Below are 22,905 nucleotides of genomic sequence, written 5' to 3'. Positions count from 1 at the left end.
CCGGCGACGGCTCTCGCCGGGGGCGTCGCCGAGTACGGTCCGTACGGCCGCGGCGACCGGCCCCGCCCCCGCGCGGGGAGGACGATCCGCCCGCGCGTCGCCTCCGTCAGCCGTCGCCGGCCGGTTCCGTCCCGGGCGGCGGGGGCAGGCCCGCGGTGAACCGGTGCCCGTGGTGGTGGAGGAGCCAGCGGCCGAACAGGGCGCCGCCGAAGATGACGAACCCCACGCCGATGAGCCAGGACTCGACGATGAGGACGACACCGACGGTGCCGTAGCTGATCGCGTTGTCGATGATCAGCGGGGTGAAGACGAAGTAGGAGAAGCCCCGCAGGCCGATCAGGCCCGCCATGGTGGCGATCGCGCCCGGCAGCAGGTGCCACCAGCCGATCTGGCCGCCCAGCAGGAAGCGCTGCCCCCACCAGAAGAACAGCACGCCGGTCGCCAGCGAGAGGGTGATCCGTTCCGGCCCGTGCAGGGCGTCGCGGGTCAGCACCTCCTGGTAGAGGTACGCGGTCAGGACGCACAGCCAGGTCGCCTGGCGCCAGATGCGGTGCCACGGCCCCGGCCGCAGGTTCCACATCCGCTCGTAGCCGTTCTGGACGCTCCCGCCGAACGGGATGCCGAACGCGGCGAGCGCCAGCACACCCCACAGGCTGGTGGTGCCGATCACCTCGCGCGGCGGGCTGATGATCTCCGTGAGGACGCGCGCGGACCGGCCGGACAGCCCCATGCCGTCCGCCAGCCAGGCCGCGAAGCCGCCCCGCCCGAGCGGGTCGGCGGCGGCGATCACGATGAGCAGGGGCGCCAGCGTGACCAGCGCCAGCGTGGCGAAACCCATGGCCCTGTGCATCAGCTCGATGTCACGGCCGCGCCGCATCAGGGTGTGGGCGCCCAGCCACTCCCACCCGTGCCGGAGCGTGCGCAGGCCACGCCTCACGGTGCGCTCCTTCGCCGGCTCGTGTCCACGCACCTGTGCCGCCCGTCGGCAGGCGGGACACACCTGGGCGGGAAAGGTGCCCTCTCCTCGTGCGCGCGGCGGACGGGAGGGGGCCGCGCGGCCCGGCGGGGGAGCCCGGCGGCCGGCCGCGCCCCCGCGGGCCGCGGCACGGCCCCGGCACACGTCCGGCAGCGGGCGCCGAACGGGACGGGCCACCGCGCGTCTGCGGATCGCCCCCGGGCCGGGTGCCCACGACCGAGCCGGTGCCGGCTCACCGCACCGGCCGCGGCGCGCGGAGCCGGACCGGCCGGGCGCGGGCGATCCGCGGGGCCGGGCGCGCGGCAGGGCGCGGGGCATGCCGGGCCGGTGGACCGCACGGGACGTACCGGCCTCCCCGTGTCACGGCGGCCGCACGGGGCGTGCGCCGGCCGGGCCGCCCGGCCCGCGACCGGGGCCCGCGTTCCCCCGGCGGCCCCCGCGCACGGCTCGTCCGCCAGGAGCGCCTCCCGGAGCCGGTCGAAGCACCGCCGCAGGATGCGCGACACCTGCATCTGGGAGACGCCGACCGCGTCCGCGATCTGCTGCTGGGTGCGCTCCTGGTAGAAGCGCAGGTAGAGCACTCGGCGGTCGCGCTCCGGCAGCCGTTTCACCAGGGCGTCCAGGGACACGGTGTCGACCACCCGGCCGAGCGCCGGGTCCTCGGCGCCGACCGGACGGGCGAGCGGTCCCTCCCGGCCGTGCCCGGCGGGCTCGTCGAGGGAACGCGGACGGCATGCGCGCACCGCCCGCAGCGTGGACAGCACGCGGTCCTGTCCGAGCCCGGTGTGCTCGGCGATCTGCTCGGAGGTGGGCGAGTGGCCGCCGGGCCGCTGCTCGAGCTCCTCGACGGCCTGGAGGATCCGGCCGCTCGCCTCCTGCAGGGGCCGGGGCAGCCGTACGGTGGTCGTGCGGTCCCGCAGATGCCGCCGGAGCTCGCCGGTGACCTTGGGAAGCGCGTACGCCAGGAAGGCGTGGCCCCGGGCGGGGTCGTAGCCGTCGACGGCCTTGATCAGCCCCAGGGACGCGACCTGCACGAGATCGTCGGATTCCTCTCCCCGGTACCGGAAGCGGCGCGTGACCCGCCGGGCCATCGGCAGCAGCAGGCGGATCACGCGGTCCCGGAGGGCTGCCCGCCGCGGTCCCGGAGGGTGTTCCGAGAGCTCGCGCAGCAGCGCGTCGAGTTGCTCCGAGGAGGGTTCCGGTACGGCTGCGTCGCAGGTCCGGATCGCGTCGGCGGCTGAGGTGGACATGGGCTTCCGAGGGTGTCGGCCTGGTGGGACACGTACGGCGTGACGTCGCCGCGGCCGGCTTGTGCGGGGAGCGGTGGTCACGCCATTCTCGGAGTCACCCCGCGGCCGGGCCCCGAAACCCGGTCTGGGCCGCGCGCGGGAACCCCGTCCGTCCCACGGGTGAGGTCGGGCGCCGGCCGGTTGCGCACCGGACCGCTCCCGGTTCCGGCCGGTCTCCGGACCGCCGCGACGCGGCCCGTTCCGCGGGCGGGACCGCCGGCCCCGGACCTGCGGTCCCCGGACGCCTCCCGACCCCCGGCCCCTACCGCCTCGCCCCCGCTCCCAGGACCCTGCCCACCCTGTTCGGCGCGGAGCACCTGCGCGGCGGGATCTCCGGGTACGACGCCGCGGAGACCCTCGACGAGGACCCCGGACGCGTCACCGCGCTCGCACGCCTCACCGCGGCCTGCCTGTGCGCCCGGTCGGGGTGCGGCGCCCATGACCGGAGGGAGGTGTGCGAGGCGCTGACGGCCGGGCCCGCCCCGGTCGGCCGGGTCGGGTCCAGGCGGGGCCGGCCCCCGACGGGCGTGGGGAGCCCACTCTGGACAACCCCCGGGCGACCGGTCCTCAATGAGGGAGGCGGGGGGTGAGGCGGTGCGCGGTGGGAGAGGCCGGGGGAAGGCGACGCCCGCGACCGCTGAGGTCTGGACGAGCCCCGGGGCGCTCGCCGCCAACGCCGTCGGTGAGGTGACCGACGGGCAGCGGAGGTCGGTCGCCGGGCGCAGGGTACGGCCGCCGCTGCTGGCCTGGGCCGCCCTGCTGGGCACGGGAGCCGTGGTCGTCGGCTCCGGAGTGCTGGTGGCGGTCTCCCCGGACCCGAACTCCGGCCTGCCGGAAGGGCGGGTGGCCGGGCCGTTGGCGGTGATGGGGCTGATCGCCCTGCTCTTCGGCGTGCACACCGTGCCGTTCGCGCTGTTCGCCGGGCTGCCCCGGTGGAGGGCCCGGCGCCGCCACCGTCGTCGCGTCGAGGCCCTGAGGGAGTGCCGGGTCGTGGGCGCGCCGGGCGTGATCGGGACCGCCGGCGTGTCGGCGGACGGACGCGCCATCGTCGTACCGGACGGCGCCCCGCCGCTGCCGGCACCGGGAACCTACTGGCTGTACTGGCTCGAACCGGCCCACGACGACGGCGAGGCGCTGCTGTTGTCGGCCGAACCGGTCGACGCCCGGGAGGCCGCGGGCCGCCGTGCGCACGCCGCTTCCGCGCACGTCCTCCCCGCGCCGGACGCACCACCCGATCCGCCGCGTCGTGCGGGCTGATGCGCGCTCCCGCGCCGATGGCGGCTTCCCGCGGTCCGTCCGCTCGCACCCCGTCCCCGACGGGGTCGGACCCGGCACTTCCGTACGGGCCGCCGCCGCGGGTCGGTCCGAGGAACCGCCGGCGCCGGTGGCCTCGCCGCCGTCGCGCTGGTGGCCGCGGCGGGCGTCGCGGTCGAAGATCCCCGGGATCTCGCAGGGACCGCCCTCGACGCCGAGGGCGTGCGGAAGCATGGTGGGGAACTCGGCGGCCTGGTCGGTTCGGGGCGGACGGCTTCCGGACCGTCCCCCACGACCCGCCGGGACACGGCCGTCCCGAGCGGCCGGTGGGCCGTGGCGCATCGGTCGCCGCCCGGACCTACCCCCTGGGACACCTTGCGGCCCAGGGAAGTGCTTCCCCGGGCCGGGCGGATCCGAGATCATGGAGCATGCTTCCGGACGACTGGCGACTCACCGAAGACGTGGACGACTTCCTCGCTCGTGCCGGAGACTTCCTGCGCTCGCGGCCCGCCCTGCACAACACGCCGTTGACGGACATCGAGAAACTGCGGACACGCGGGGCGGACGCACGCGGTGCCGGAACCACCGTCTTCGGCCGACTGGAGTCGGGAGGCGAGGTCCGCGCGGTCTTCTATCGCACTCCGCGCGGCCGCCTGGGCCTCACGCCCCTGTCCGCCGAGCGGACCGACGCCCTCGCCGCCCACCTGGCCGGCCTCGGCCACTCGCCCTCCGACGTCATCGCGGACCGCGCCACCGCCGGCGCCTTCGCCGAGTCATGGCAGCGGCACACGGGTGCGGTACCGGTCCCCTTCTGGCGCACTCACCTCTACCGTCTCGGCACGCTCACCCCACCGCAGCCGTGCCCGGAGGGCCGGGGGCGCCTCGTGGGCGGAAAGGACCGTGAGCAAGTCGTGCGGTGGTGCCGCGAGTTCTGCGTCGATGTCGGGGAGCAGTCCTCCATCGACCTGATCGACGCCGGCTCCTGGGACGACTCGCGCTTCGGCGACAGGCACTTCACGTTCTGGGAGACCCCGGACGGCACCTCCGTCTCCATGGCGGCCGCCACCTCGATCGTCGGCGGCATGGTCCGGGTGGACCCCGTCTACACCCCGGCCCGTCTCCGGGGCCGCGGCTACGCGGGCGCCGTGACGGCCGAGGTGAGCCGTGCCGCGCTGGCCGCGGGCGCGACGGACGTCGTCCTCTTCACGGACCCGGCCGACCCCACCAGCAACGCCCTCTACCAGCGCATCGGATACGTCCACGTCGCCGACTTCGCCGGGTACAGGTTTTCCTACGGCGCACCGTAAGGCGGTGAGGGGACCTTGGTCCTCTCCCACGCTCCGGTCCGGGCCCGGGGCGGGTGGACCGATCCGGCCGCCCCGAGCGGGTTCCGCCGTCAGGATGCCGTGTCCGGGTTGCTCCCGCGGCGCAGCGCACGGGCGCACCAGCCGATGATCACGGCGTTGATCAGTGTTCCGAGGACGATGGAGATCAGGAACGTCGTGTCGCCTTCGGGCAGGACGAGCAGCAGCACGAGGCCGGCCGGGAGGCTGGCGAAGATCGGGACGACCATGGCCATGGATCCCTCGGAAGCGGCGACGAGCGCCCATCCGAGCAGCAGTGCGCAGCCCGTCAGGTAGACACGGGCGGCGACGGTGCCGAGGGCGCGGCGCACACCGCGCAGGACGAAGAGACCTGGACCGGTCATGGGGACGGACTCCTGGATCGTGGTGGCCGACGGGCCGTCAGGCGGGGGAGTGGGGCGGGTTCGGGTGGGCGAGACCGAGGTCGTAGGCGAGGATCGTCGCCTGGACGCGGTCGCGCAGTTCGAGCTTGCGGAGCAGTGCGTTGACGTGGGACTTGACCGTGCCGACGGTGATGCCGAGGTGTTCGGCGATCTCGGTGTTGGTGAGTCCCGCGGCGATCAGGCCGAGGACGTCGCGCTCGCGGCCGGTCAGGTGGTTCAGCTCGCGGGGGGTGGTGCCGCCCGGGAGCGCGGTGCTCGGCCTGGAGGCGTAGTGGCCGATGAGCCGGCGGGTGGCGGACGGGGCGAGGACGCTCTCGCCCGCGGCCACCACCCGGATGCCGTTCAGCAGTTCGCCGGGGTGCACGTCCTTGAGGAGGAAGCCGGAGGCGCCGGCGCGCAGTGCGTCGAAGACGTACGCGTCGAGGTCGAAGGTGGTCAGCACCAGGACGCGGGGGGCGTCAGGGTGTCCGGTGATGATCCGGGTGGCGGCGATGCCGTCGAGTTCGGGCATGCGGACGTCCATGAGGACCACGTCGGGTGCCAGTTCCCCGGCGAGGCGTACGGCCTCGGCGCCGTCGGCGGCTTCACCGACGACTGTCATGTCCTCCTCGGCGTCGATCACGGCGGCGAACCCCGCCCGTACGATGCCCTGGTCGTCGACGACCAGCACCCTGAGGCTCATCGTTGTCTCTCCTCGTCGTCCTGCGGGGCGGCCGGTGCGGCGGTCAGCGGCAGCAGGACGCGGATCGGACCGGACGGGCCGGCGGTGACCGTCCCGCCGGCCGTGGCGGCCTGCGCCGACAGCCGTCGGCGCAGGGCGGAACGCGCGGTGTCCGGAACGCCGGTCGCCGTGAGCGTCAACGCGGTGTCGTCCGCGTCGATCTCCACTGTCATCGACTCCTCGCCGCCGGCCGCGAGTACCGTTTCGCAGGCATGGTAGGCGGCCAGGTCCACGGTGGTGGGCAGCCGTCTTGGTATGCGGTCGGTCAGGTGTATCCCGACGTCGCGGCCGGTGGCCCGGACCTGATGGGCGAGGAGGTCGAGCGCCTGCAGGGTGGGCTGTGGACGCAGTGCGGGCACGGCCTCGCCGTCCCGGACCGCGTCGAGCAGGGCGCGCATCGCGGCGAGGGCCTCGCGGGCGCGTTCGGCGGCCTCGTCGAGCCGGCCCGCCTCGGCCTGCGCGACCATGTCGGCGGTCCGCGCCAGCACGGTGGTCTCCAGACCGGTGGCGATCCGGCGGCGCTCGGCCCAGGCGTCCCGTACCGCCTCCTCGGTCCAGGCCGCGAGATGTTCCGCCTGCGCGCTGCGGGCGGCCCGGCGGTGACGCCCGCGCAGGGTCCCGCCCCACCAGGCCGCGCCGACCACCAGCGCCGCCAGGGCCGTTGACCCCGGGGCGAGCACCCAGCCGGGGAAGGACGCGCCCCGGTGCACCAGGGCGGTGGTCGTGGCCGCCGCGTGCACCGCCGTGGCCACGACCGGTCCGGCCCACACGGACACGTCCGGGCGGTCTTCGGCGACGGACGGACCGGTGGCGGCGGCGCGGGCCGCGGCGGAGGCGATCACCGCGCAGGTGGCGGCCATGCTCAGCAGGGGAGGCAGGAGCACCCAGCCGGTGTACTCGCCCACGGCCGTCGCCACCGGCCAGAGCAGGGCCAGACCACACACGACACCCTGGGCGGTGCGGGGCGCCCGGTGCCGCCACAGCAGTGCGAGCGCCTGCCCCGCGGCCAGCAGTGCGAAGAGCGCGCCTGCCGACGCCCCCGGTCCGTTCGACGCGGATTCCGTCCGGACGACCAGCAGGGGCAGCAGCGGTTGTACGAGGAGACCGACGGCGGCCGTCACCTGCGCCAGGCGGTACCGCCACGGGACCGGAGGTCTCACCGAGGCGGCGACGAGCCGGCCGGGCAGGACCGCGCTCACCTCCCAGCCGCCCTCCGCCGTCGGGCCGCTGGTCAGGGTGCCGCCCGCCTCCCGGGCCCGCGACCGCAGAAAGCCCTGGCCGCGCCCCGAGCCGAGACCGGCGCCGTGCGCCGGCGAACCGGCCGGAGGTGCGGCGCTGGTGACGACGACCTCCGTGCGGGTGTCGCCGTACCGGCACCTCACGGTGGTGTGCGCACCGGACGCGTGCCGCGCCACGTTGGTCAGTGCCTCGCGCACGATGCCGTACGCCGCGTCCCCGACGGCACCGTCCGGCAGCGCGTCGATCTCGCACTCCACGTGCTGGCCGAGCCGGGAGAACCCGGCGACCAGAGCCAGCATCCGGTCCCTCGGCGACGGCTGCTGGTCCCGTGCGGGCGCCGGCGCCCGCACCGCGCCGAGCGCCCGGGTGACCTCACGGCCCGTCTCGGCGGCGAACCGGAGGGCCTCCTCGGCCAGTTCGGGACGACGGTCGCGCAGCCCGAGCGCCGCACCGGCGGTGACGACCACGGCCGTCAGATGGTGGGCGCTGACGTCGTGCAACTCCCGTTCCATCCGCTGCCGTTCGACCGCCGGGAGCCGGTGACGCTCGATCTCGGCCCGCTTCAGCCGCTGTTCGGCGGCCAGCTGGGTGCGCCGGCTGCGCCGTACCAGTGTTCCGGCGGCGGACGCGGCGGCGTACAGCACGGCCGTCAAGGCGAGGTCGAGTCCGTCGCGGTCACCGATCCCGTGCAGAGTGATGCCGTACAGGGACTGCCAGAGGGCGAGCGTCACCACGCACAACAGGGCGGTGAAGGCGTCGCGTTCACCAGCCACAGTGAACAGGGCCAGGGCCGCACCCGCCGTCCCCAGCACCGCCGTGGCCCCGGCGGGCAGGGGACCGGCCCCCAGCGCACACGCGGCGGCGACCACGACGAGGGCGAGCACCGGCCTCGAACGGCGCAGTGAGAGCGCGGCCGTCACCAGCCCGGCGACGAGGGCCGCCACGAAAAGGTCGGCCCCCGCCGGAACACTCCCGCGGATCGCCTCCGCTCCCGGCCACACGAGGGCCTGGGCGCCGAGCAGCACGAGGGGCAGGAGCCGGTCGTCGGTTCTCTTCATAAGAGATCAAGGTTAAGACCGCAGGTGAGCGGCTGTCCTCAGGCCTGAGGCGGACCCCCTTCCCTTACCTGGGGTGCAGAGGCTCCACCCGCGGTTCGACGCGGCAATCGTCCCGCGGCGGGAGGATCGGGCGGGCATCCCGGCCCTAGTCTCGATCACATCGGGAAAGCGGCCGACCGACCAGCGGTTCCTGGGCTTTCCCGTCCGTCGAAACTCCACTCGCACACAGGGGGATCCCTCATGTCCAAGCGCGTTCTCGTCCCGTCCGTCATCGGCCTCGTCACCCTCACCGCCGGCGGCTACGCCATGGCCTCCACCGCCACGCAGCCGACCGTGGAGAACGGCACCGCCGGTTACACCGCTCCGTCCCAGCGGGGCGAGGGGAAGCTCTCGTTCACCGCGGACGTCAGCGACGACTCCGGTGTCCGCGAGGTCAGGGTCGTCGCGTGGCCGGCCGGCTCCGAGCTCGACCCGACCGAGTCGGAGCTGCGGTACGTCGACGAGGCCGAGTGCCGCAGCACCTCGGACGAGACGTCCCACTGCGCCTACACGCTGAAGGTGACGCGGCAGGACGCGGCCGACCTGGCGGAAGGCACCTGGCACGTGTCGGTGCTGGCGACGGCGAAGGACGGCGGCACGACGTTCGTGCCCCGCGCGGCCACGTTCGACGTCACCCGCTGACCCGTCACCAGGACCGGGTGCCCGGGGCGGCCGGCCGTGGTGACGCCGGCCGGCCGCCCCGCCCGTCCCGATCAGGGCACCAGCCCCACACACAGAAGGACATGGAAGATGCGCATCACCCGACCGACCCCCTCCGTCCGGCTGCTCACCCTGCTCGGTGCCGCGGCCGTCGGCCTGTCCGTCACGGCGGTGACGCTGCCCGGCGAGGCCGGTGCGGCGTCCCGCCACCAGCAGACGCGGCCGACGATCGTGCTGGAACACGGCGCGTTCGCCGACGCCTCCAGCTGGGACGGCGTCGTCGAGCGCCTGGAGCGGGCGGGCTACCCGGTCGTGGCCGCCGCCAACCCGCTGCGCGGTCCGGCGAGCGACGCCGCCCACCTGCGCGGCGTCGTCCAGCACATCGACGGGCCAGTGGTCCTGGTCGGCCACTCCTACGGCGGCACCGTCATCAGCCAGGCCGCCGCCGGCCTGGAGGACAAGGTCAAGGCCCTCGTCTACATCGCCGCGTTCCTGCCCGACGCCGGTGAGAGCTCGCTCGGGCTGACGGACAAGTTCCCCGGCAGCACCCTCGGCGACGTGATCGACCCAGTGAACCACACGCTGCCGGACGGCAGTCGGGGCGCCGACGTCTACATCGCGCAGGACAAGTTCCGCAAGCAGTTCGCCGCGGACGTACCGGCCGGCAAGGCCCGGCTGATGGCCGCGGGCCAGCGCCCGATCGCCGCCGCCGCGCTCGAGGAGAAGTCCACCCGGGCCGCCTGGAGGACCATCCCCTCCTGGTCCCTGGTCACCACCGAGGACCTCAACATCCCCGTGGCCGCCCAGCGTTTCATGTCGGACCGCGCCCACGCCCGCACCACCGAGATCGACGCCTCGCACGCGGTGTCCGTCTCCCGTCCCGGCGCCGTGACCCGCATCGTCGAGCAGGCCGCCCGCACGGTCCGCTGACACCACCCGACCCCACCCCCTCGTCACATCTCGCACCAGGAAGGCAGCGACCACCATGCCGTTCATCACCGTCGGCCGGGAGAACACCACCGACATCGAGCTCTACTACGAGGACCACGGCACCGGGCAGCCGGTCGTGCTGATCCACGGCTACCCGCTCGACGGCCACTCCTGGGAGAAGCAGGCCGCGGCCCTGCTGGAGGCCGGCTACCGGGCCATCACCTACGACCGGCGCGGCTTCGGCCGCTCCGGCCGGCCCACCACCGGCTACGACTACGACACCTTCGCCGCCGACCTGCACACCGTCCTGGAAACCCTCGACCTCCACGACGCCGTCCTGGTCGGATTCTCCATGGGCACCGGCGAGGTCGGCCGCTACCTGGGCACCCACGGCTCCGCACGCATCGCCAAGGCCGCCTTCCTCGCCTCCCTGGAACCCTTCCTGCTCAAGACCGACGACAACCCCACGGGCGTCGACGGCAGCGTCTTCGAGGGCATCAAGCAGGCCGTCACCGCCGACCGCTACGCCTACTTCACCGCCTTCTACCAGGACTTCTACAACCTCGACGAGAACCTCGGCACCCGGATCGGCGAGGAGGCCCTGCGCCACAGCTGGAACACCGCCGCCGGCGCCTCCTGGTACGCCTCCCTGGCCTGCGTGGACACCTGGACCACCGACTTCCGCGCCGACATCGGCAAGATCGACGTGCCGGCGCTGATCCTGCACGGCACCGCCGACCGCATCCTGCCGATCGAGTCCACCGGCGAGCCCTTCCACCGGGCGCTGCCGCAGGCCGAGTACGTCGTCATCGAGGGCGCCCCGCACGGCCTGCTGTGGACCCACGCCCAGGAGGTCACCGACGCCCTCCTCGCCTTCCTGGCCAAGTGAGCAGCGACGCCCGGCCCCCGGCGGTCGCACCGCTGTCCGGTCACGAAGAGGGACAACCGTGACGCATCCGGCGCCGGCGGTCACATGAACGACCGCGTGACCTCGTTCCGGAACCGGAGTGACCGCGTAGGCGCGACCGCCGATGAGTGAATGGCGTTGCGTGCGGCCGTCGGCTCCGCGCCGGCCGCACGGCCGTCACGAGTCGGTGCGGGCCCGCAGGATTCCCTCGACGCCGTGCAGGAAGGTCTCGGAGACCAGTTCGGGGTCGAAGAGGCAGCCGGCTGCCATGGCGCCGTCCCGGAGCATGACGAGGTGCCGGCCGGCTGCCTCGGCGGGCGCGTCGCCGGTCTGTGCCAGCAGGTCCGTGACGGTGTCCAGGAACCACTGCCGGTGGGTCAGGACGGCTCGGTGGACCGGGTGGGCGGGGTCGGGATACTCGGCCACCGCGTTGAGGAAGGCACAGCCGCGGAACCCGGGGGAGCGGATGCCTTCGGTGATGGACCTGGCGACGGCCCGGACCCCGTCGGCCGCCGACCCGCCGCTCGCCCGGGCGGTGGCGACCTGCTCCCGGATCCCCCGGTCGGCCTGGTCGAGGTACGCGAGGACGAGTTCCTCCTTGCCCGAGAAGTGCCGGTACAGCGTGGCCCGGGTGACCTGCGCCTCCGCGATGACCCGGTCGATGCCGACGGAGTGGATCCCCTCGGCGTAGAAGATCCGGGTCGCTGTGCTGAGCAGCCGCGCTCGCGCTTCGGACGTGCTGCCGCCTTTCGGGCTCCGACTCATGCCGCCAGGCTACCAAAAGGGAGAACGTTCGGTCTTGACAGTGGCCCCGTCCACCCTCTTTGATCTGTTGGCAAGACAGAACGTTCTCCCTCATGATGGGCGGCGCCTTCGGGGCCCTCCGTCGCGCGCTCTCCTTCACGGACGCGAGACCGACGGCAACGGTGAGCCGGCCACAGCACGCATGACCGAGCCGTTCCGCACCGATTCGCTGCCGCAGAAAGGCACTTCCGTGGACACCCTCGTCGGCACGACCTCCGCCAGCGTTCCTTCCGCCTTGCGCAAGCTGTACTTCCTGCGGTTCACTTTCGCCGCCGTGTGGGCCGCCCTGCTGTTCACGACCGCCGGGACACTGGGAGCGCTCAGCACGACGTTGCTGCTGGTCTACCCCCTGTTCGACGTGGCGGCCGCGGTCGTCGACGTCCGGTCCGCGAAGGCGGACGGCGGTACGGCCCGATTCCTGTACGTCAACATCGCGATCAGCTCGCTGGCGGTCGTCGGCCTGGCCGCCGCCGCCACGTCGGGCATCCCGGCCGTCCTGCGGGTCTGGGGAGCCTGGGCCATCACCTCGGGACTCGTCCAACTCGTCGTGGGCGCGGGCCGCAGGGAACTGGGCGGCCAGTGGCCGATGATCATCAGCGGTGCCATCTCCACGGCCGCCGGCACCTCGTTCCTCGCGCAGGCGGGCGGCGGCGACCCCGAGCTGGGAAGCCTCGCCGGTTACGCCTTTCTCGGAGGTGTCTTCTTCCTCGTCTCGGCGCTCCGGCTGAACCGGGCCCGCAACGGGGCGTGACCCTTCCGGACGTCGAACCCGTCCGTCGGACAGGCCGGCGGCGACCGGGGCGCGCGCCCGCACGCACACCGGCGACTTCGCCGGCGGGCGGGCCCGGTCCGCCGGAGGGCCTCCTGCGCGAGGCGGGCGGGGAACGGTCCGTGCCTCCCGGTGGAAGACGTTGACGAACGGCCCCGGGACCGCCGCCACCGCTGGGCCCGGGCGGTCAGCCGGAGTCGTCGAACATGGCCAGCAGCGCCTGCTCGTCCGTCTCCGGCACGGACCGCCCGGGCTGCGGCAACTGCTCGGCCCATACCGTTTTGCCCTGCGGCATGTAGCGGGCGCCCCAACTGCTGGTGAACTGTGCCACCAGGAACAGACCGCGCCCGCCCTCCTCGGTCATGGCCGCCCGCCGGATGCGCGGAGAGGTGTTGCTGCGGTCGGAGACCTCGCAGATCAGTGAGTCGTCGCGCAGCAGTCGCAGGCCCACGGGCCCCCGGCCGCCGTACCGCACAGCGTTGGTGATCAACTCGCTGACCACCAGCCCGGTATTGAAGTCCAGCTCCGACATGCCCCAGGCGGCGAGCTGGGCGCGGGTCAACGCCCTGGCCCGCGCCACGACCGAGGGGTCGGACGGGAACTCCCAGGTGGCCACCCGGTCCTCGGACAGCGCGTGCACACGGGCCAGCAGGAGGGCCACGTCGTCGTACGGGCCGCCGGGCGGGAGGGTGGCCGTGATCCGGTCGCAGACGTCCTCCAGCGCCGGACCGCCGCGACTGAGCGAGGCCAGCAGCCGCCCGGTGCGCACGTCGGTGTCCCCGTAGCCGCGGTCCTCCTTGAGCAGGCCGTCGGTGTACATCGCCAGCAGGCTGCCCGCGGGCAGGTCGACGCCGGCGGACTCGTACGGCTGGATCCCGCCGAGCCCGAGCGGCGGACCGCTCGGCAGCTCGACCAGCCGCGCCCGCCCGCCCGGTGTCAGCACGGCGGGCGGCGGATGACCGGCCCGCGCGGCCGTGCAGCGGCACGTCACCGGGTCGTACACCGCGTACAGGCAGGTCGCCCCCGTCGCGGGGTCCTGTTCGTCGGCCGATTCGTCGGGAGCGCGGCTGACCAGGTCGTCCAGGTGGGCCAGCACCTCCTCGGGCAGCAGGTCGAGACCGGCCAGCGTCCGCACCGCCGTACGCAGCCGGCCCATGGTCGCCGCCGCCTGCAGACCGCTTCCGGGCACGTCACCGACGACCAGCGCCACGCGCATCCCGGACAGCGGGATCGCGTCGAACCAGTCCCCGCCCACACCGGCCCTGGCGTCCGCGGGCAGATAACGGGAGGTGAGTTCGGCGGCGCTCACCCGGGGCAGGGCGTGCGGAAGCAGACTGCGCTGCAGGGTCAGGGAGGCGTGGTGCTCCCGGCGGTAACGGCGGGCGTTGTCCACGCTGATCGCGGCACGGGCCGCCAGTTCGCCCGCCAGCGCCAGGTCGTCCTGCTCGTACGGGTTCGACCTGCCGCGGCGGTAGAAGCCCGCCAGGCCCAGGACGGAGCCCCGCGCGGACAGCGGCGCGCACAGGTAGGAGTGCACGCCCTCGCCGAGCAGGCCGACGGGGTGCGCCCGGCCGGCCGGCGACCCGGACAGGGCGGCGGTCGGTACCGAGTCCGTCACCGGCCGCCCGGTCTCCAGACACCGGGCCTGGGGTGTGCCGGCGGGGTAGCGGGCCGGCTCGTCCACGCCGTCGGCCGGGGTGTCACGGGAGTCCTCGCCCGACCAGGCGGCCACCCGGCGCAGTGCCACGTCGGGGCGCGGCCGCCCGGGCGGTGGCTCCTCGCCCGCCAGGACGCACTCCGCCAGGTCGACGACGACCAGGTCGGCGAAGCGCGGCACGGCGATCTCCGCCAGTTCCTCGGCGGTGCGCCGCATGTCCAGGGTGGTGCCGAGCCGTGCACCCGCCTCGTTCAGCAGGGACAGCCGTCCGCGCGCCTCGGCGGCGAGCCGGCCGACGCCCGGCTCGCCGACCAGCAGCAGCGACGCGTCGGCCGGTCCGACGGTGTGCGGTTTCGCCGGCGCGCCGGACGCACCCGCCTCCGCCGCCGCGGCGGGACGGCCCAGGAGCGGCACATGACGACCGTCGGGGGCGGCCACGGTGGCCGGGCCCGGCGTCCCCGTGCCACGGGAGTCCTCGAAGCTGACCTCGACCGCCGCGCCCTCCACATCGCCGTGGCGCAGCTCCCGGCGGCGCAGCACGGCCACGCGGCTGCCCCCGAACGGCACCTCGGCGAACGTCCGGTCCACCGAGGAGATCAACTCCACCGCACGCTCCAGCAGCATCAGCCGCTCCTGCGGGGTCAGGCGGGGCGCCGGTCCGTCCGGCCGGTGCAGCTCACCCGAGCCGAGGTGCAGCTCGGCGTGCCCGCCGCGTTCCCTGGCCTGGTGGAAGGAGCGCATCAGCTCGAGCTCGCGGGCCGTGCTCAGCTCCAGCAGGCGTTCCCCGATGAGTTCGGTGGCGTTCTGCAGCACCAGCGCCATGCCGGGGCTGGCCAGCACCTGGGGCACGGAGAGGTTGACCGCGCCCCGCACGGTGCCGCCCACCGGGTCGCGCACCGGCGCGGCCATGCAGGTCAGCTCCTTGAGGTCGTGCAGGAAGTGCTCGTGGCCGACGACCATGAACGGTGCCCGGGTGCTCAGCACCATGCTGACGCTGCTGGTCCCCATGAACCGCTCGTCGACGTTGGCGCCCGGCACCAGGGAGGCGGCGTCCATCAGTTCCAGCCCCGCCGGGTCGCCCCGCCGGTCCACGATGTTCGCCCGTGAGTCGGTCAGCACCACGGTCACCGGCACGCCCGAGAACCGTTCGTGCAGGCGGTCCAGCACCGGTGTGGCGGCTCTGATCAGCAGGGAGTCGGGATCCAGGTCGCTCTCGACCGGCAGGACCGCCCTCTCGCGGTCGATGCCGAGCGACTGCGAACGCTCCCAGGAGGCGAGGATCTCCGGACGTACTCCGGCGACCGGCTGCGTCCGGTCGCCGGGACCACTGCCCGGAGGAGTCGGATACGGGTCCACAGAATCAGGGTAATCGGGCAAATGGGACATGCGCCTGGTTGTGGGCGCCTCGGAGGCGGAGGCCCCGGGCCTGCCGGGGTGCGGGCTGTCGGCCGTGTCACGGAGGGGCCGGTCCCAAGTCCCCGCGGTACCGGACTCGTCCCGCCAGCCGAGGAGGGGCAAGTGGTGCAGACTGACCGAAGCGGAAGTTTTCGCCCCGTTTCTGTCGTCAGGAGACGGCGAACCCTCTGAGGAGGGTGAGTCCGTTCCGCGGATGAGGGCCGGCCGCCCCGTCGTGGCGGGCGGCCCGTCCGTACCCGGCCACGGAGACCCTTCCGGCCCAGAGGTCCGGGCCCCCTGTCCCGGCGCGGCCGGACAGGGGAAACCGGACAGCGAGAGCAGAGGAGTGACATGGACAAGTCCCAACTGGCCCGGGCCAGCGTGCGCAAGGCCGCTCAGGGAGGCCACGACATCCGCGAGGAAGACGCGGAGCAGGTGATCGACGCCCTGTTCGGCACGGTCGACATGGCGGGCGTGATCGCCGAGGCGCTCAAGCACGACGAAGCGGTGGTGGCCGGCAGTTTCGGGCGCTTCCACGCCGACGGAGGCTCCGCCGCCTTCCAGCCGGGCAAGGCCCTGACCGAGTACCTCCACGGCACCGCCTCATGAGGGGAACCGGCCGCGGGCGGCGGTGGCCCGGTCCGTGAGCCGGCGGCCGGCCACCTCGTCGAGGGCGGGGCTCCTCCCGTAGGGGTTTTCGGCCCGAGGCGGTCCGGGCGGGTCGGTGCGCCGGCGATACGATCATGGCCATGGCGACGTCAGAACCGACCATCCTCGCGACATCCGGCGGGCATCGACTCGGAGGACGGACCAGGGTGGTGTTCGACGCCCTGGTGCATCATGCGGTCGACCTCTCCGGGGTGCACGGCCGACGCCCGCGGATCATGTACGTCGGGACCGCCATCGGGGACGCCGAGCACTTCACGACCCGCATGACCGAGGCCGCGCGGGTGGCGGGATTCGACCTGACGCCTCTGCACCTGTTCCCCATGCCCAATGTCGAGGACGTGGAGGGCTCCGTCCTCGACCACGACGTGGTCTGGGTCATGGGGGGCTCGGTGGTCAATCTGCTGGCGGTGTGGAGGGCGCACGGCCTGGACCGCGTCATGCGCCGCGCCTGGCAGGCCGGTGTCGTCCTCAGCGGGGTCAGCGCGGGCTCCCTCTGCTGGTTCCGGGGAGGCGCGACCGACTCGTTCGGGCCGGAACTGCGCCCGGTCACGAACGGGCTCGGCTTCCTGCCCTACGGCAACGGTGTGCACTACGACTCGGACGAGGGCCGGCGTCCGCTGACGCACCGGCTCGTGGCGGACGGCACCGTGCCCACGGCGCACTGCACGGACGACGGCGTCGGCCTGGTCTACCGCGGGACGGAACTGGTGGAGGCGGTGACGGAGATCCCTGGTAAGGGCGCCTACATCGTCAGAGGCGACGGCGCCGGGGTGGTGGAAGAACGCATCGAACCCCGCAGGCTGACCCCTCCCGGGGCGTGACGGCACCGCTCGACCACCCGCGGACGGGCACGGGAGCGAGAAGAGGGCCCGGTGCCGCATCGGCCCGCGCAGGGGTGGGCCGGCGGGGCGGGACAAGCCCCTGGTGACCGTCCCGCCCCGCTCACCGGGCTTCCGGCCGGTCGCACCGTCCGGGGAACCGGACCGGCCGGCCTCGCCGTTGCGGTCCGCGGGTTCCCGACCCGTGGTGAGCCCTCGCCGGAGGCCCGTGGTCACCCCTGCGGACGCCCGGTCTCCGCGAGCCGCCGGTGCGCACGGTTCCCGCCCCGGCTGCGCAGCGGGGCGTCGGCCTCGGTGAGGACACGGTGGACGAACCCGTACGACCGCCCGTGCGCTTCGGCGATGGCCCGTATGGACAGGCCGTTCTCGTACTGCTCCTTCATCTCCCGCGCGAGTTCCGCACGGGCCCTGCCCGTGATCTGTTTGCCCTTCTCCACGGCTCGTCTCCTTCGGTGATCGACGTCCGGCCGTGATCGTCGTCTACCCCCGACACGGGGCGAGTCACAGGACGGGGACGCCTTGTCCCCTCCCGGCTCCGTGGAGGGGGAACAAACCGCGGGCGGGTGCGGTTGGGGAGGGCGTGGCCGGGGAGGGGACGGTGTCCCCGGGCCTCACCCCTTGCCCGCAGGGACGATCGTTCGGCTGAAGCCCGCGCCGGACGGCGGTCCCGTCCCGCCGGAAGCGGAGCCGCCGGAATACGGCGGCCACCGAAGCCGTTGCACACCATGTATGACATGTCCGAGTCAATGAGCTCGGGTGGTGGCGGAAGGAGCACCTCATGGCACGCAGCACCGCGCGGCCGGTCGTCAGGCTGAAGTCGACGGCGGGCACGGGAGTCACCTACGTGACCCGCAAGAACCGTCTGAACGACCCCGACCGGCTGGTCCTGCGGAAGTACGACGCGGTCGCCGGCGCACACGTCGTCTTCCGCGAGGAACGATGAGCCCCGCCTCCGCCGTCCGGCGGCGGAGGCACCCCAGGAAGGACATCGCATGAGGCACGGCATCCACCCCGTCTCCCGCCCGGTCGTCTTCCGCGACCGCGCGTCCGGCTTCCGGCTGCTGACCCGCTCCACCATCGGCTCACCGCACACGGTCGAATGGGAGGACGGCGCCACCTACCCGGTCGTCGACGTCGAGATCTCCTCGGCCAGTCACCCGTTCTGGACCGGCGCCGCGCGCGTCGTGGACACCGCGGGGCGCGTGGAGCGCTTCGAGCGGCGCTACGGCCCCGCCCGCACCCGCCGCTGACCGCGGCACCCCGTCCGGTCCCGCGGAAGGGGATCGGGACGAAGGTACGCACGTCCCCGCGCTCGTCGAAGGCCAGGCCCGGCGCCCAGGTGGTGCGCCGGCGGGGCGTGACCTTCGTGATCGACAAGAAGGATCCGCGTTCCAAGGCCCGCCAGGGCTGACGAGCCGCTTCACCGACCGGACGGCCCGGCACCGCACGCGCGGCGCCGGGCCGTCCGTCGTACCGGCGGGGGACCGGCCGGTCAGCGCTCCAGGTCCCCGCGCATCTCGACGAAGAGCTCTCCCGCAGCGGCGGGCGTGCTGTCCTCGAAGAGCGCGACGGCCGCCGTGCCCTCGTCGGCCCAGCCGCAGATGACGTTGCCGTCCTCGCTCAGCGAGGCGAGCAGGCACTCCACCGAGCCGCCGAGCGGTCCCGGCTCCACCGGCCGGGCTTCGGGGGTGCCCAGCTCCGGGTCCCACCGGATGTGCTCGAGCATGCCGCGGAACAAGTGCTCACGACGCTCATGGGTGTCCTCGGGCACGTGGTCGACGCCTTCGAACAGCACCGGTGCGCCGCCCCGTCCGTCCGGGTCCCCGTAGTTGCCGGTGACCAGCGTCATGCCGTCCCGCATCTCGCCCGGGTCGACGGGGACGTCCGTCAGGGCTCCTTCCCCCGTCAGCTTGTCCAGGCCCCCCGCCGCGGGAGCGTCCACCAGGGTGCGCGGACCGCTCCGCTCCGCCGGAGGCGTCGACGACGCGGACCCGGAGACCCGCCCGCTCGGGGAGACGGCGGGAAGTCCCGCGTCCTCCGCCCGGCAGCCGCCGACCGTCAGCACCGTCAGCACCGCCACGGCCGTCAGGCCCGCTCTCGCCGCGTACGCACACTTCATGGAATCCCCCCGTTGTCGTTCCGCTCGTGGTGTGTCCCGCCGTTCAGGGCGGCGACAGTGATCAGTGACGAGTCATTGCGGCCGGATGGTTCCCGCCCCGGGGCACAAGGAGCCGCCGCACGGTGTGACGCCCGGCGGCCCAGCCCGGGGCCGGCCGGCTCCGAGGGCGGCCGGAACCGGCTCGGTGCCAGGTCCTCGATCGCCGGGGCGCCGGGCGCGCCCTCTCCCGGCTCCGTGACTTCCGCCGCCCACGCCTCCGCGGCAGTCCTCACCCGTCGCGGTGGGGCGCGGACGGCTGGTGGGTGCGGGTGCGGAGGGCGAAGGCGGCGATCACGGTGGTGGTCATGACGGCCAGCCAGACCGTGCTGTGGAGCAGAGGGCTCAAGGTGGCGCTCCGGGTGAACCCCGCGGCGAGGCCGGTCTGGAGGGAGCCGTAGCCGGGAAGCAGCTCGACCAGGGCTTTGTCGGCGGTGGTGCTGGCGACGGGGTTCTGCGGCGCGAGGTCGATGATGCTGGTCATGATGATCGTGACCAGTCCCTCGACCTCACCGTGCAGGAAGAGCGCCAGGCACATGCCCATGGCCCCGTAGACCAGGCAGATCGCCAGGACCGCGATGCCGAGGAGGAAGGGCTGCAGGGGAGACCAGAACAACAGCATCCAGGCGGTGGCGTAGGAGCTGACCAGCACCGATGCGACCAGGAGCGTGGTGAGCTTGGCGCCGATGAGGGCGGCCCTGGGATAGCCGGCCGAGGTGAGGCGACGGTCGAAGGCCCTGGTGCGGCGGGCGGCGCTGAACATCAGGAACCCCACGAGGAGGGACACGGCGTTCAGTGAGCCGCTGATCATCGTGATCTCGTCCCCGCCGGCGCGCAGCCAGGTTCCGGTGGCGCGCAGCCGGAAGGGAAACGCCTTCGGCGTGGTGAGGGTCTTCGCCACGGTGATCCACATCGGGATGAAGGCGATCAGGAGCACGGCGGCCAGCCGGTTCTTCGCCATGGCCAGCAGGGCGTAACGGCAGGCGACCAGGTAGGCGCTCACGCGGTGTCCGCCGTGGGTGAGGGCCCGAGGAGGCCGTCGCGCAGATGGTGCAGGACGTCCAGGCGTCCGGTGTCGTGGGCGAGGTGGGAGACGACGACCACGGTGCGTCCGCGGTCCTTCAGCTCTTGGGCGAGGTCCCAGAACCGCAGGTAGGTCTCCCAGTCGAAGCCCTGGTACGGCTCGTCGAGCAGCAGGACGTCAGGGTCGTGCATCAGGGCCAGGACCAGGTTCAGCTTCTGCAGGGTGCCACCGCTGAGGACTTTCACCGGCGCGTCCAGGTAGCCGGCCGCCGAGAGGACGTCGATCAGCCGGAGCGCGCGGCCGGGACTCGGAAGGCGGTAGGCGACCTGGAAGAGACGCAGGTGCTGGCGCACGGTCAGTTCCTCGTCCAGGACCGGGTGCTGCGGGCAGTAGCCCCGTGTGCCCACCAGGTCCACGCGGCCCTCGTCGGGGCGCAGGTCGCCGCTGAGGACGCGCAACAGGGTGGTCTTCCCGGCGCCGTTCTCCCCGACGATGCCCACCAGCTGCCCCGCCCGCGCCTCGAAGCTGACCCCGCGCAGGACCTGCCGGGACCCGAAGCCCTTGCGGACCCCCGTGACGCGCAGCACCACCGCCGCCCGCCGCCTCACGTCCGGCCCCGGAGGGCCGCTCCCGCGCACCGCCGGTCCCGTGGCTCCCGGCGGCAGCCGGGTCTGCGGCGCGGGGACGGGGAGCCGGCGGGGAGACCGGGCCCGCCGGTCCGCCGCGGCGCGGACTCGCCGGGGCCGGCGCCTCGGGCGTGCGCGCGTTCGGCGAACGGCCACCGGAGGGGCGGCGCGCCCTCGTCCCGGTCGACGGACAGCGGGCTCGAACTGGCCACGGACGGCTCCTCGGGAGCGGTGGAGTGCACGGGTTCCGACCAGCCAACGACGTACGGGCCGCCGGGACACGTCACGCACCCTTCCGGAGCCGGCCCGCCCGGTCGCCGACGGACGCCGCCCGACGGCACGGGGTTCTGCTCGCGGCGACCCGGCGCACCGACCTGAACAGGCAGAACGAGCGATTTGGGTGAGGCCGCGGAAACCCGGGGAAAAAGATGCGGCAGCCGATGGGAGGTCGCCGTGAGGGGTGGAGATGTGGAACTGGGCGAGTTGCTGGCCGCCGCGGAGGCGGCGCCGCCCGGCGAGTCCGTCGACGTGGTGGCGCACGACCTGCAGAAGCGGTTCGGCGCGGAGCGCGTGTCCTTCCTGTTCGTCGACCTCGTCGGCCGGCGGCTGGTACGGCTCACCGCGGCCGACGGACAGGTCGCGGACTCCGACCAGCCGATCGACCTGCAGGGCAGCGTCTACGACCGCGTACTGCGGAGCCAGCGCCAGCACGTGGAACCGGACGGCCAGGGCGGACGGCGCGTCATCACGCCGGTCACCAACCGCGGCGACTGCATCGGCGTGCTGGAGGTGACCCTGCAGTCCGCCGACGACACCGTGCTCCGGCAGGTCCGCGACGCGGCCCACGCGCTGGCCTACATCGTCGTCACGGACCGCCGCTTCACCGACCTCTACCACCTGGGCCGGCGCACCACCGAGACCAGCCTGGCCGCGGAGATCCAGCACCAGCTGCTTCCCTCGGCCTCCTGCTGCGAGGCGACCCAGTTCACCCTCGCCGCCGGGCTGATCCCGGCCGACGACATCGGCGGCGACACCTACGACTACACCCTCGACCGCGACACCCTGCACCTGTCCGTCACCGACGCCATGGGCCACGACACGAACTCGGCCCTGCTGGCCACCCTGCTGGTCGGCGCGCTGCGCCGGGCACGCCGCAGCGGCTGTGACGCCCTCATGCAGGCCGACCACGCCCACCAGGCCCTGCTGAGCCACAGCCGGGGCCTGGCCACCGGACAGCTGCTGTGCGTCGACCTCGGGACAGGCCTGTGCGAACTGGTCAACGCCGGCCATCCCCGGCCGCTGATGGTGCGCGACGGCACCGTCGAGGAGGTCGAACTCGCCGTCAACCTGCCGTTCGGTGTGGTGGCGCCGACCCCCTACCGTCTGCAGGAACTGCGACTGCGGCCCGGTGACCGCCTGATCCTGCTCACCGACGGAATGCAGGAGCGCGGTGCCGCGGCCGTCGACCTGGCCGCGCTCGCCCACGACACCCGCCCGCTGCACCCGAGGGAGGCCGTCCGAAGCCTGACCACCGCAGTGCTCGAGGCCTGCCACGGCAACCTCAGGGACGACGCCACGGTCCTGATACTGGACTGGCACGGCACACGCCGCAGACCCTCCGGAACCGGGCCGGGCCCACAGCGGTGAGCCGCAGCGGCCGCCGACCGGAGCCCGCCCCGGCGCGGACGGCGGGCTCCGGTCGACGGCGGACAACCGCCGAAGTCCGTCCGGGCCGGCCGCGGCCGGACGCCGGACCCGTCGGAGGCGGCGGCACGGACCGTCCAGCCACGCCTGGCGGCCGTCGAACTCCGGGGCCGCGGCCGGCCGTCCGGTCCGTGACTCCCGGTGAGGAAGTGCACCCGGCCGCCCGGCAGGTCCTCGGCCGGCCAGGCGCGCGGTACGTCGAGTTGTCCTTCGGGCGCGCCGTCCCGCACGACGGTCCCGGACGGACGGTCCGGGACGTTTCCGGCGGGGGCCTGGAACTCGACGTCGTACGCGTCCGGGGGCGGGAAGCCGAAGGGGCCGAGGAGGGGCCCGCCCGTGCGGGACGGAGCCGTCCGGGGCCTCACGCCGCCCGCCGGCCCCGGCCCACGGGCAGGCCCACGGGGCGTACGGTCGGTGTCCGCCCGGTACGAGGCCGCGGCGAC

General features: G+C 74.0%; 23 protein-coding genes and 1 pseudogene. 12 read left to right on the top strand and 12 right to left on the bottom strand.

What is annotated here, in order from left to right:
• Positions 1-106: 106 nt before the first annotated feature.
• Positions 107-937 (bottom strand): ribonuclease BN, encoded by an 831-nt coding sequence (locus tag ACH5AO_RS14180; RefSeq protein WP_398924522.1) that lies wholly within the window; start codon positions 935-937, stop codon positions 107-109.
• On the bottom strand, positions 934-2,226 hold the full coding sequence (locus tag ACH5AO_RS14175; protein WP_398924521.1) for a sigma-70 family RNA polymerase sigma factor: 1,293 nt from the start codon (positions 2,224-2,226) through the stop codon (positions 934-936). Before ACH5AO_RS14175 ends, ACH5AO_RS14180 begins: the two co-directional genes overlap by 4 nt.
• Before the next feature lie 633 nt (positions 2,227-2,859).
• Here ACH5AO_RS14175 and ACH5AO_RS14170 point away from each other — a divergent pair.
• Complete coding sequence (locus ACH5AO_RS14170; protein ID WP_398924731.1) at positions 2,860-3,522, top strand: hypothetical protein; 663 nt, start codon at positions 2,860-2,862, stop codon at positions 3,520-3,522.
• Between the two features lie 99 nt (positions 3,523-3,621).
• On the opposite strand, the pseudogene ACH5AO_RS14165 reads toward ACH5AO_RS14170, so the two are convergent.
• Positions 3,622-3,780: pseudogene (locus tag ACH5AO_RS14165) on the bottom strand (transcriptional regulator); the annotation flags it as partial.
• 167 nt (positions 3,781-3,947) lie between these two features.
• On the opposite strand from ACH5AO_RS14165, the gene ACH5AO_RS14160 reads away from it, so the two are divergent.
• Positions 3,948-4,826 (top strand): GNAT family N-acetyltransferase, encoded by an 879-nt coding sequence (locus ACH5AO_RS14160; protein ID WP_398924520.1) that lies wholly within the window; start codon positions 3,948-3,950, stop codon positions 4,824-4,826.
• Positions 4,827-4,915: 89 nt separating this feature from the next.
• Here the strand turns inward: ACH5AO_RS14160 and ACH5AO_RS14155 are convergent, their stop codons facing one another.
• Genes ACH5AO_RS14155 through ACH5AO_RS14145 form a run of 3 tightly spaced genes read right to left on the bottom strand, consistent with a single transcriptional unit; the run spans position 4,916 to position 8,284 of the window.
• Positions 4,916-5,227, bottom strand: a complete 312-nt coding sequence (locus ACH5AO_RS14155; protein WP_398924519.1) for an SCO4225 family membrane protein — start codon at positions 5,225-5,227, stop codon at positions 4,916-4,918.
• Between the two features lie 37 nt (positions 5,228-5,264).
• Positions 5,265-5,948, bottom strand: coding sequence for a response regulator transcription factor (locus ACH5AO_RS14150; protein WP_361748471.1), 684 nt, complete (start codon positions 5,946-5,948; stop codon positions 5,265-5,267).
• Complete coding sequence (locus ACH5AO_RS14145; RefSeq protein WP_398924518.1) at positions 5,945-8,284, bottom strand: sensor histidine kinase; 2,340 nt, start codon at positions 8,282-8,284, stop codon at positions 5,945-5,947. Before ACH5AO_RS14145 ends, ACH5AO_RS14150 begins: the two co-directional genes overlap by 4 nt.
• A gap of 240 nt (positions 8,285-8,524) precedes the next feature.
• Between ACH5AO_RS14145 and ACH5AO_RS14140 the strand changes: the two genes are divergently transcribed.
• From ACH5AO_RS14140 to ACH5AO_RS14130, 3 genes are all read left to right on the top strand, one after another.
• Positions 8,525-8,965: a DUF5707 domain-containing protein gene (locus tag ACH5AO_RS14140; RefSeq protein WP_398924517.1), complete on the top strand. Its 441-nt coding sequence runs from the start codon at positions 8,525-8,527 to the stop codon at positions 8,963-8,965.
• Between the two features lie 108 nt (positions 8,966-9,073).
• Positions 9,074-9,913: an alpha/beta fold hydrolase gene (locus ACH5AO_RS14135; protein WP_398924516.1), complete on the top strand. Its 840-nt coding sequence runs from the start codon at positions 9,074-9,076 to the stop codon at positions 9,911-9,913.
• Between the two features lie 55 nt (positions 9,914-9,968).
• A complete protein-coding gene (locus tag ACH5AO_RS14130; RefSeq protein ID WP_398924515.1) occupies positions 9,969-10,802 on the top strand; it encodes an alpha/beta fold hydrolase in 834 nt (277 codons plus the stop codon).
• A gap of 195 nt (positions 10,803-10,997) precedes the next feature.
• Here ACH5AO_RS14130 and ACH5AO_RS14125 read toward each other — a convergent pair whose 3' ends face one another.
• A complete protein-coding gene (locus ACH5AO_RS14125) occupies positions 10,998-11,585 on the bottom strand; it encodes a TetR/AcrR family transcriptional regulator (protein ID WP_398924514.1) in 588 nt (195 codons plus the stop codon).
• Between the two features lie 229 nt (positions 11,586-11,814).
• On the opposite strand from ACH5AO_RS14125, the gene ACH5AO_RS14120 reads away from it, so the two are divergent.
• A complete protein-coding gene (locus tag ACH5AO_RS14120) occupies positions 11,815-12,375 on the top strand; it encodes a hypothetical protein (RefSeq protein WP_398924722.1) in 561 nt (186 codons plus the stop codon).
• Positions 12,376-12,580: 205 nt separating this feature from the next.
• Here ACH5AO_RS14120 and ACH5AO_RS14115 read toward each other — a convergent pair whose 3' ends face one another.
• On the bottom strand, positions 12,581-15,406 hold the full coding sequence (locus tag ACH5AO_RS14115; protein WP_398924513.1) for a SpoIIE family protein phosphatase: 2,826 nt from the start codon (positions 15,404-15,406) through the stop codon (positions 12,581-12,583).
• Positions 15,407-15,796: 390 nt separating this feature from the next.
• On the opposite strand from ACH5AO_RS14115, the gene ACH5AO_RS14110 reads away from it, so the two are divergent.
• Together ACH5AO_RS14110 and ACH5AO_RS14105 are read left to right on the top strand one after the other, a co-directional pair.
• Positions 15,797-16,054 (top strand): hypothetical protein, encoded by a 258-nt coding sequence (locus tag ACH5AO_RS14110; protein WP_398924512.1) that lies wholly within the window; start codon positions 15,797-15,799, stop codon positions 16,052-16,054.
• A 140-nt stretch (positions 16,055-16,194) separates the two neighbouring features.
• A complete protein-coding gene (locus ACH5AO_RS14105; RefSeq protein ID WP_398924511.1) occupies positions 16,195-16,935 on the top strand; it encodes a Type 1 glutamine amidotransferase-like domain-containing protein in 741 nt (246 codons plus the stop codon).
• A 230-nt stretch (positions 16,936-17,165) separates the two neighbouring features.
• Here the strand turns inward: ACH5AO_RS14105 and ACH5AO_RS14100 are convergent, their stop codons facing one another.
• Positions 17,166-17,390, bottom strand: a complete 225-nt coding sequence (locus tag ACH5AO_RS14100) for a helix-turn-helix domain-containing protein (protein ID WP_398924510.1) — start codon at positions 17,388-17,390, stop codon at positions 17,166-17,168.
• A gap of 341 nt (positions 17,391-17,731) precedes the next feature.
• Here ACH5AO_RS14100 and rpmG point away from each other — a divergent pair, with 341 nt between their 5' ends.
• Genes rpmG through ACH5AO_RS14085 form a run of 3 tightly spaced genes read left to right on the top strand, consistent with a single transcriptional unit; the run spans position 17,732 to position 18,364 of the window.
• Positions 17,732-17,896, top strand: coding sequence for a 50S ribosomal protein L33 (rpmG, locus tag ACH5AO_RS14095; protein WP_398924509.1), 165 nt, complete (start codon positions 17,732-17,734; stop codon positions 17,894-17,896).
• A 49-nt stretch (positions 17,897-17,945) separates the two neighbouring features.
• Positions 17,946-18,203 (top strand): type B 50S ribosomal protein L31, encoded by a 258-nt coding sequence (locus tag ACH5AO_RS14090; RefSeq protein ID WP_398924508.1) that lies wholly within the window; start codon positions 17,946-17,948, stop codon positions 18,201-18,203.
• 32 nt (positions 18,204-18,235) lie between these two features.
• A complete protein-coding gene (locus ACH5AO_RS14085; protein WP_398924721.1) occupies positions 18,236-18,364 on the top strand; it encodes a ribosomal protein bL36 in 129 nt (42 codons plus the stop codon).
• An 81-nt stretch (positions 18,365-18,445) separates the two neighbouring features.
• Here the strand turns inward: ACH5AO_RS14085 and ACH5AO_RS14080 are convergent, their stop codons facing one another.
• The 3 genes from ACH5AO_RS14080 to ACH5AO_RS14070 all read right to left on the bottom strand — a co-directional run bounded on the left by ACH5AO_RS14080 (position 18,446) and on the right by ACH5AO_RS14070 (position 20,722).
• Positions 18,446-19,072: a hypothetical protein gene (locus tag ACH5AO_RS14080; RefSeq protein WP_398924507.1), complete on the bottom strand. Its 627-nt coding sequence runs from the start codon at positions 19,070-19,072 to the stop codon at positions 18,446-18,448.
• 268 nt (positions 19,073-19,340) lie between these two features.
• Entirely contained in the window at positions 19,341-20,111 is a 771-nt protein-coding gene (locus ACH5AO_RS14075; protein WP_398924506.1) for a hypothetical protein, read from the bottom strand.
• Positions 20,108-20,722 carry an ABC transporter ATP-binding protein gene (locus ACH5AO_RS14070; RefSeq protein WP_398924720.1) on the bottom strand — a complete coding sequence of 205 codons (615 nt, stop codon included), beginning with the start codon at positions 20,720-20,722 and terminating at the stop codon, positions 20,108-20,110. The genes ACH5AO_RS14075 and ACH5AO_RS14070 overlap by 4 nt, the downstream gene beginning before the upstream one ends.
• A gap of 489 nt (positions 20,723-21,211) precedes the next feature.
• On the opposite strand from ACH5AO_RS14070, the gene ACH5AO_RS14065 reads away from it, so the two are divergent.
• Complete coding sequence (locus tag ACH5AO_RS14065; protein ID WP_398924505.1) at positions 21,212-22,405, top strand: PP2C family protein-serine/threonine phosphatase; 1,194 nt, start codon at positions 21,212-21,214, stop codon at positions 22,403-22,405.
• Positions 22,406-22,905: the final 500 nt, after the last annotated feature.

Origin of the sequence: Streptomyces sp. NPDC018964 (assembly GCF_044390325.1) — a bacterium.
Classification (GTDB): domain Bacteria; phylum Actinomycetota; class Actinomycetes; order Streptomycetales; family Streptomycetaceae; genus Streptomyces.
Note: the sequence above shows the minus strand (reverse complement) of the source record. Positions and strands in the feature narration are given on the sequence as shown.

What these genes read in the sequence shown, in the direction of transcription:
- ACH5AO_RS14175 (WP_398924521.1), bottom strand. Translation starts at nt 2,226, where the DNA reads ATGTCCACCTCAGCCGCCGACGCGATCCGGACCTGCGACGCAGCCGTA.
- ACH5AO_RS14160 (WP_398924520.1), top strand. Translation starts at nt 3,948, where the DNA reads ATGCTTCCGGACGACTGGCGACTCACCGAAGACGTGGACGACTTCCTC.
- ACH5AO_RS14155 (WP_398924519.1), bottom strand. Translation starts at nt 5,227, where the DNA reads ATGACCGGTCCAGGTCTCTTCGTCCTGCGCGGTGTGCGCCGCGCCCTC.
- ACH5AO_RS14150 (WP_361748471.1), bottom strand. Translation starts at nt 5,948, where the DNA reads ATGAGCCTCAGGGTGCTGGTCGTCGACGACCAGGGCATCGTACGGGCG.
- ACH5AO_RS14145 (WP_398924518.1), bottom strand. Translation starts at nt 8,284, where the DNA reads ATGAAGAGAACCGACGACCGGCTCCTGCCCCTCGTGCTGCTCGGCGCC.
- ACH5AO_RS14140 (WP_398924517.1), top strand. Translation starts at nt 8,525, where the DNA reads ATGTCCAAGCGCGTTCTCGTCCCGTCCGTCATCGGCCTCGTCACCCTC.
- ACH5AO_RS14135 (WP_398924516.1), top strand. Translation starts at nt 9,074, where the DNA reads ATGCGCATCACCCGACCGACCCCCTCCGTCCGGCTGCTCACCCTGCTC.
- ACH5AO_RS14130 (WP_398924515.1), top strand. Translation starts at nt 9,969, where the DNA reads ATGCCGTTCATCACCGTCGGCCGGGAGAACACCACCGACATCGAGCTC.
- ACH5AO_RS14125 (WP_398924514.1), bottom strand. Translation starts at nt 11,585, where the DNA reads ATGAGTCGGAGCCCGAAAGGCGGCAGCACGTCCGAAGCGCGAGCGCGG.
- ACH5AO_RS14110 (WP_398924512.1), top strand. Translation starts at nt 15,797, where the DNA reads ATGGACAAGTCCCAACTGGCCCGGGCCAGCGTGCGCAAGGCCGCTCAG.
- ACH5AO_RS14105 (WP_398924511.1), top strand. Translation starts at nt 16,195, where the DNA reads ATGGCGACGTCAGAACCGACCATCCTCGCGACATCCGGCGGGCATCGA.
- rpmG (WP_398924509.1), top strand. Translation starts at nt 17,732, where the DNA reads ATGGCACGCAGCACCGCGCGGCCGGTCGTCAGGCTGAAGTCGACGGCG.
- ACH5AO_RS14090 (WP_398924508.1), top strand. Translation starts at nt 17,946, where the DNA reads ATGAGGCACGGCATCCACCCCGTCTCCCGCCCGGTCGTCTTCCGCGAC.
- ACH5AO_RS14080 (WP_398924507.1), bottom strand. Translation starts at nt 19,072, where the DNA reads ATGAAGTGTGCGTACGCGGCGAGAGCGGGCCTGACGGCCGTGGCGGTG.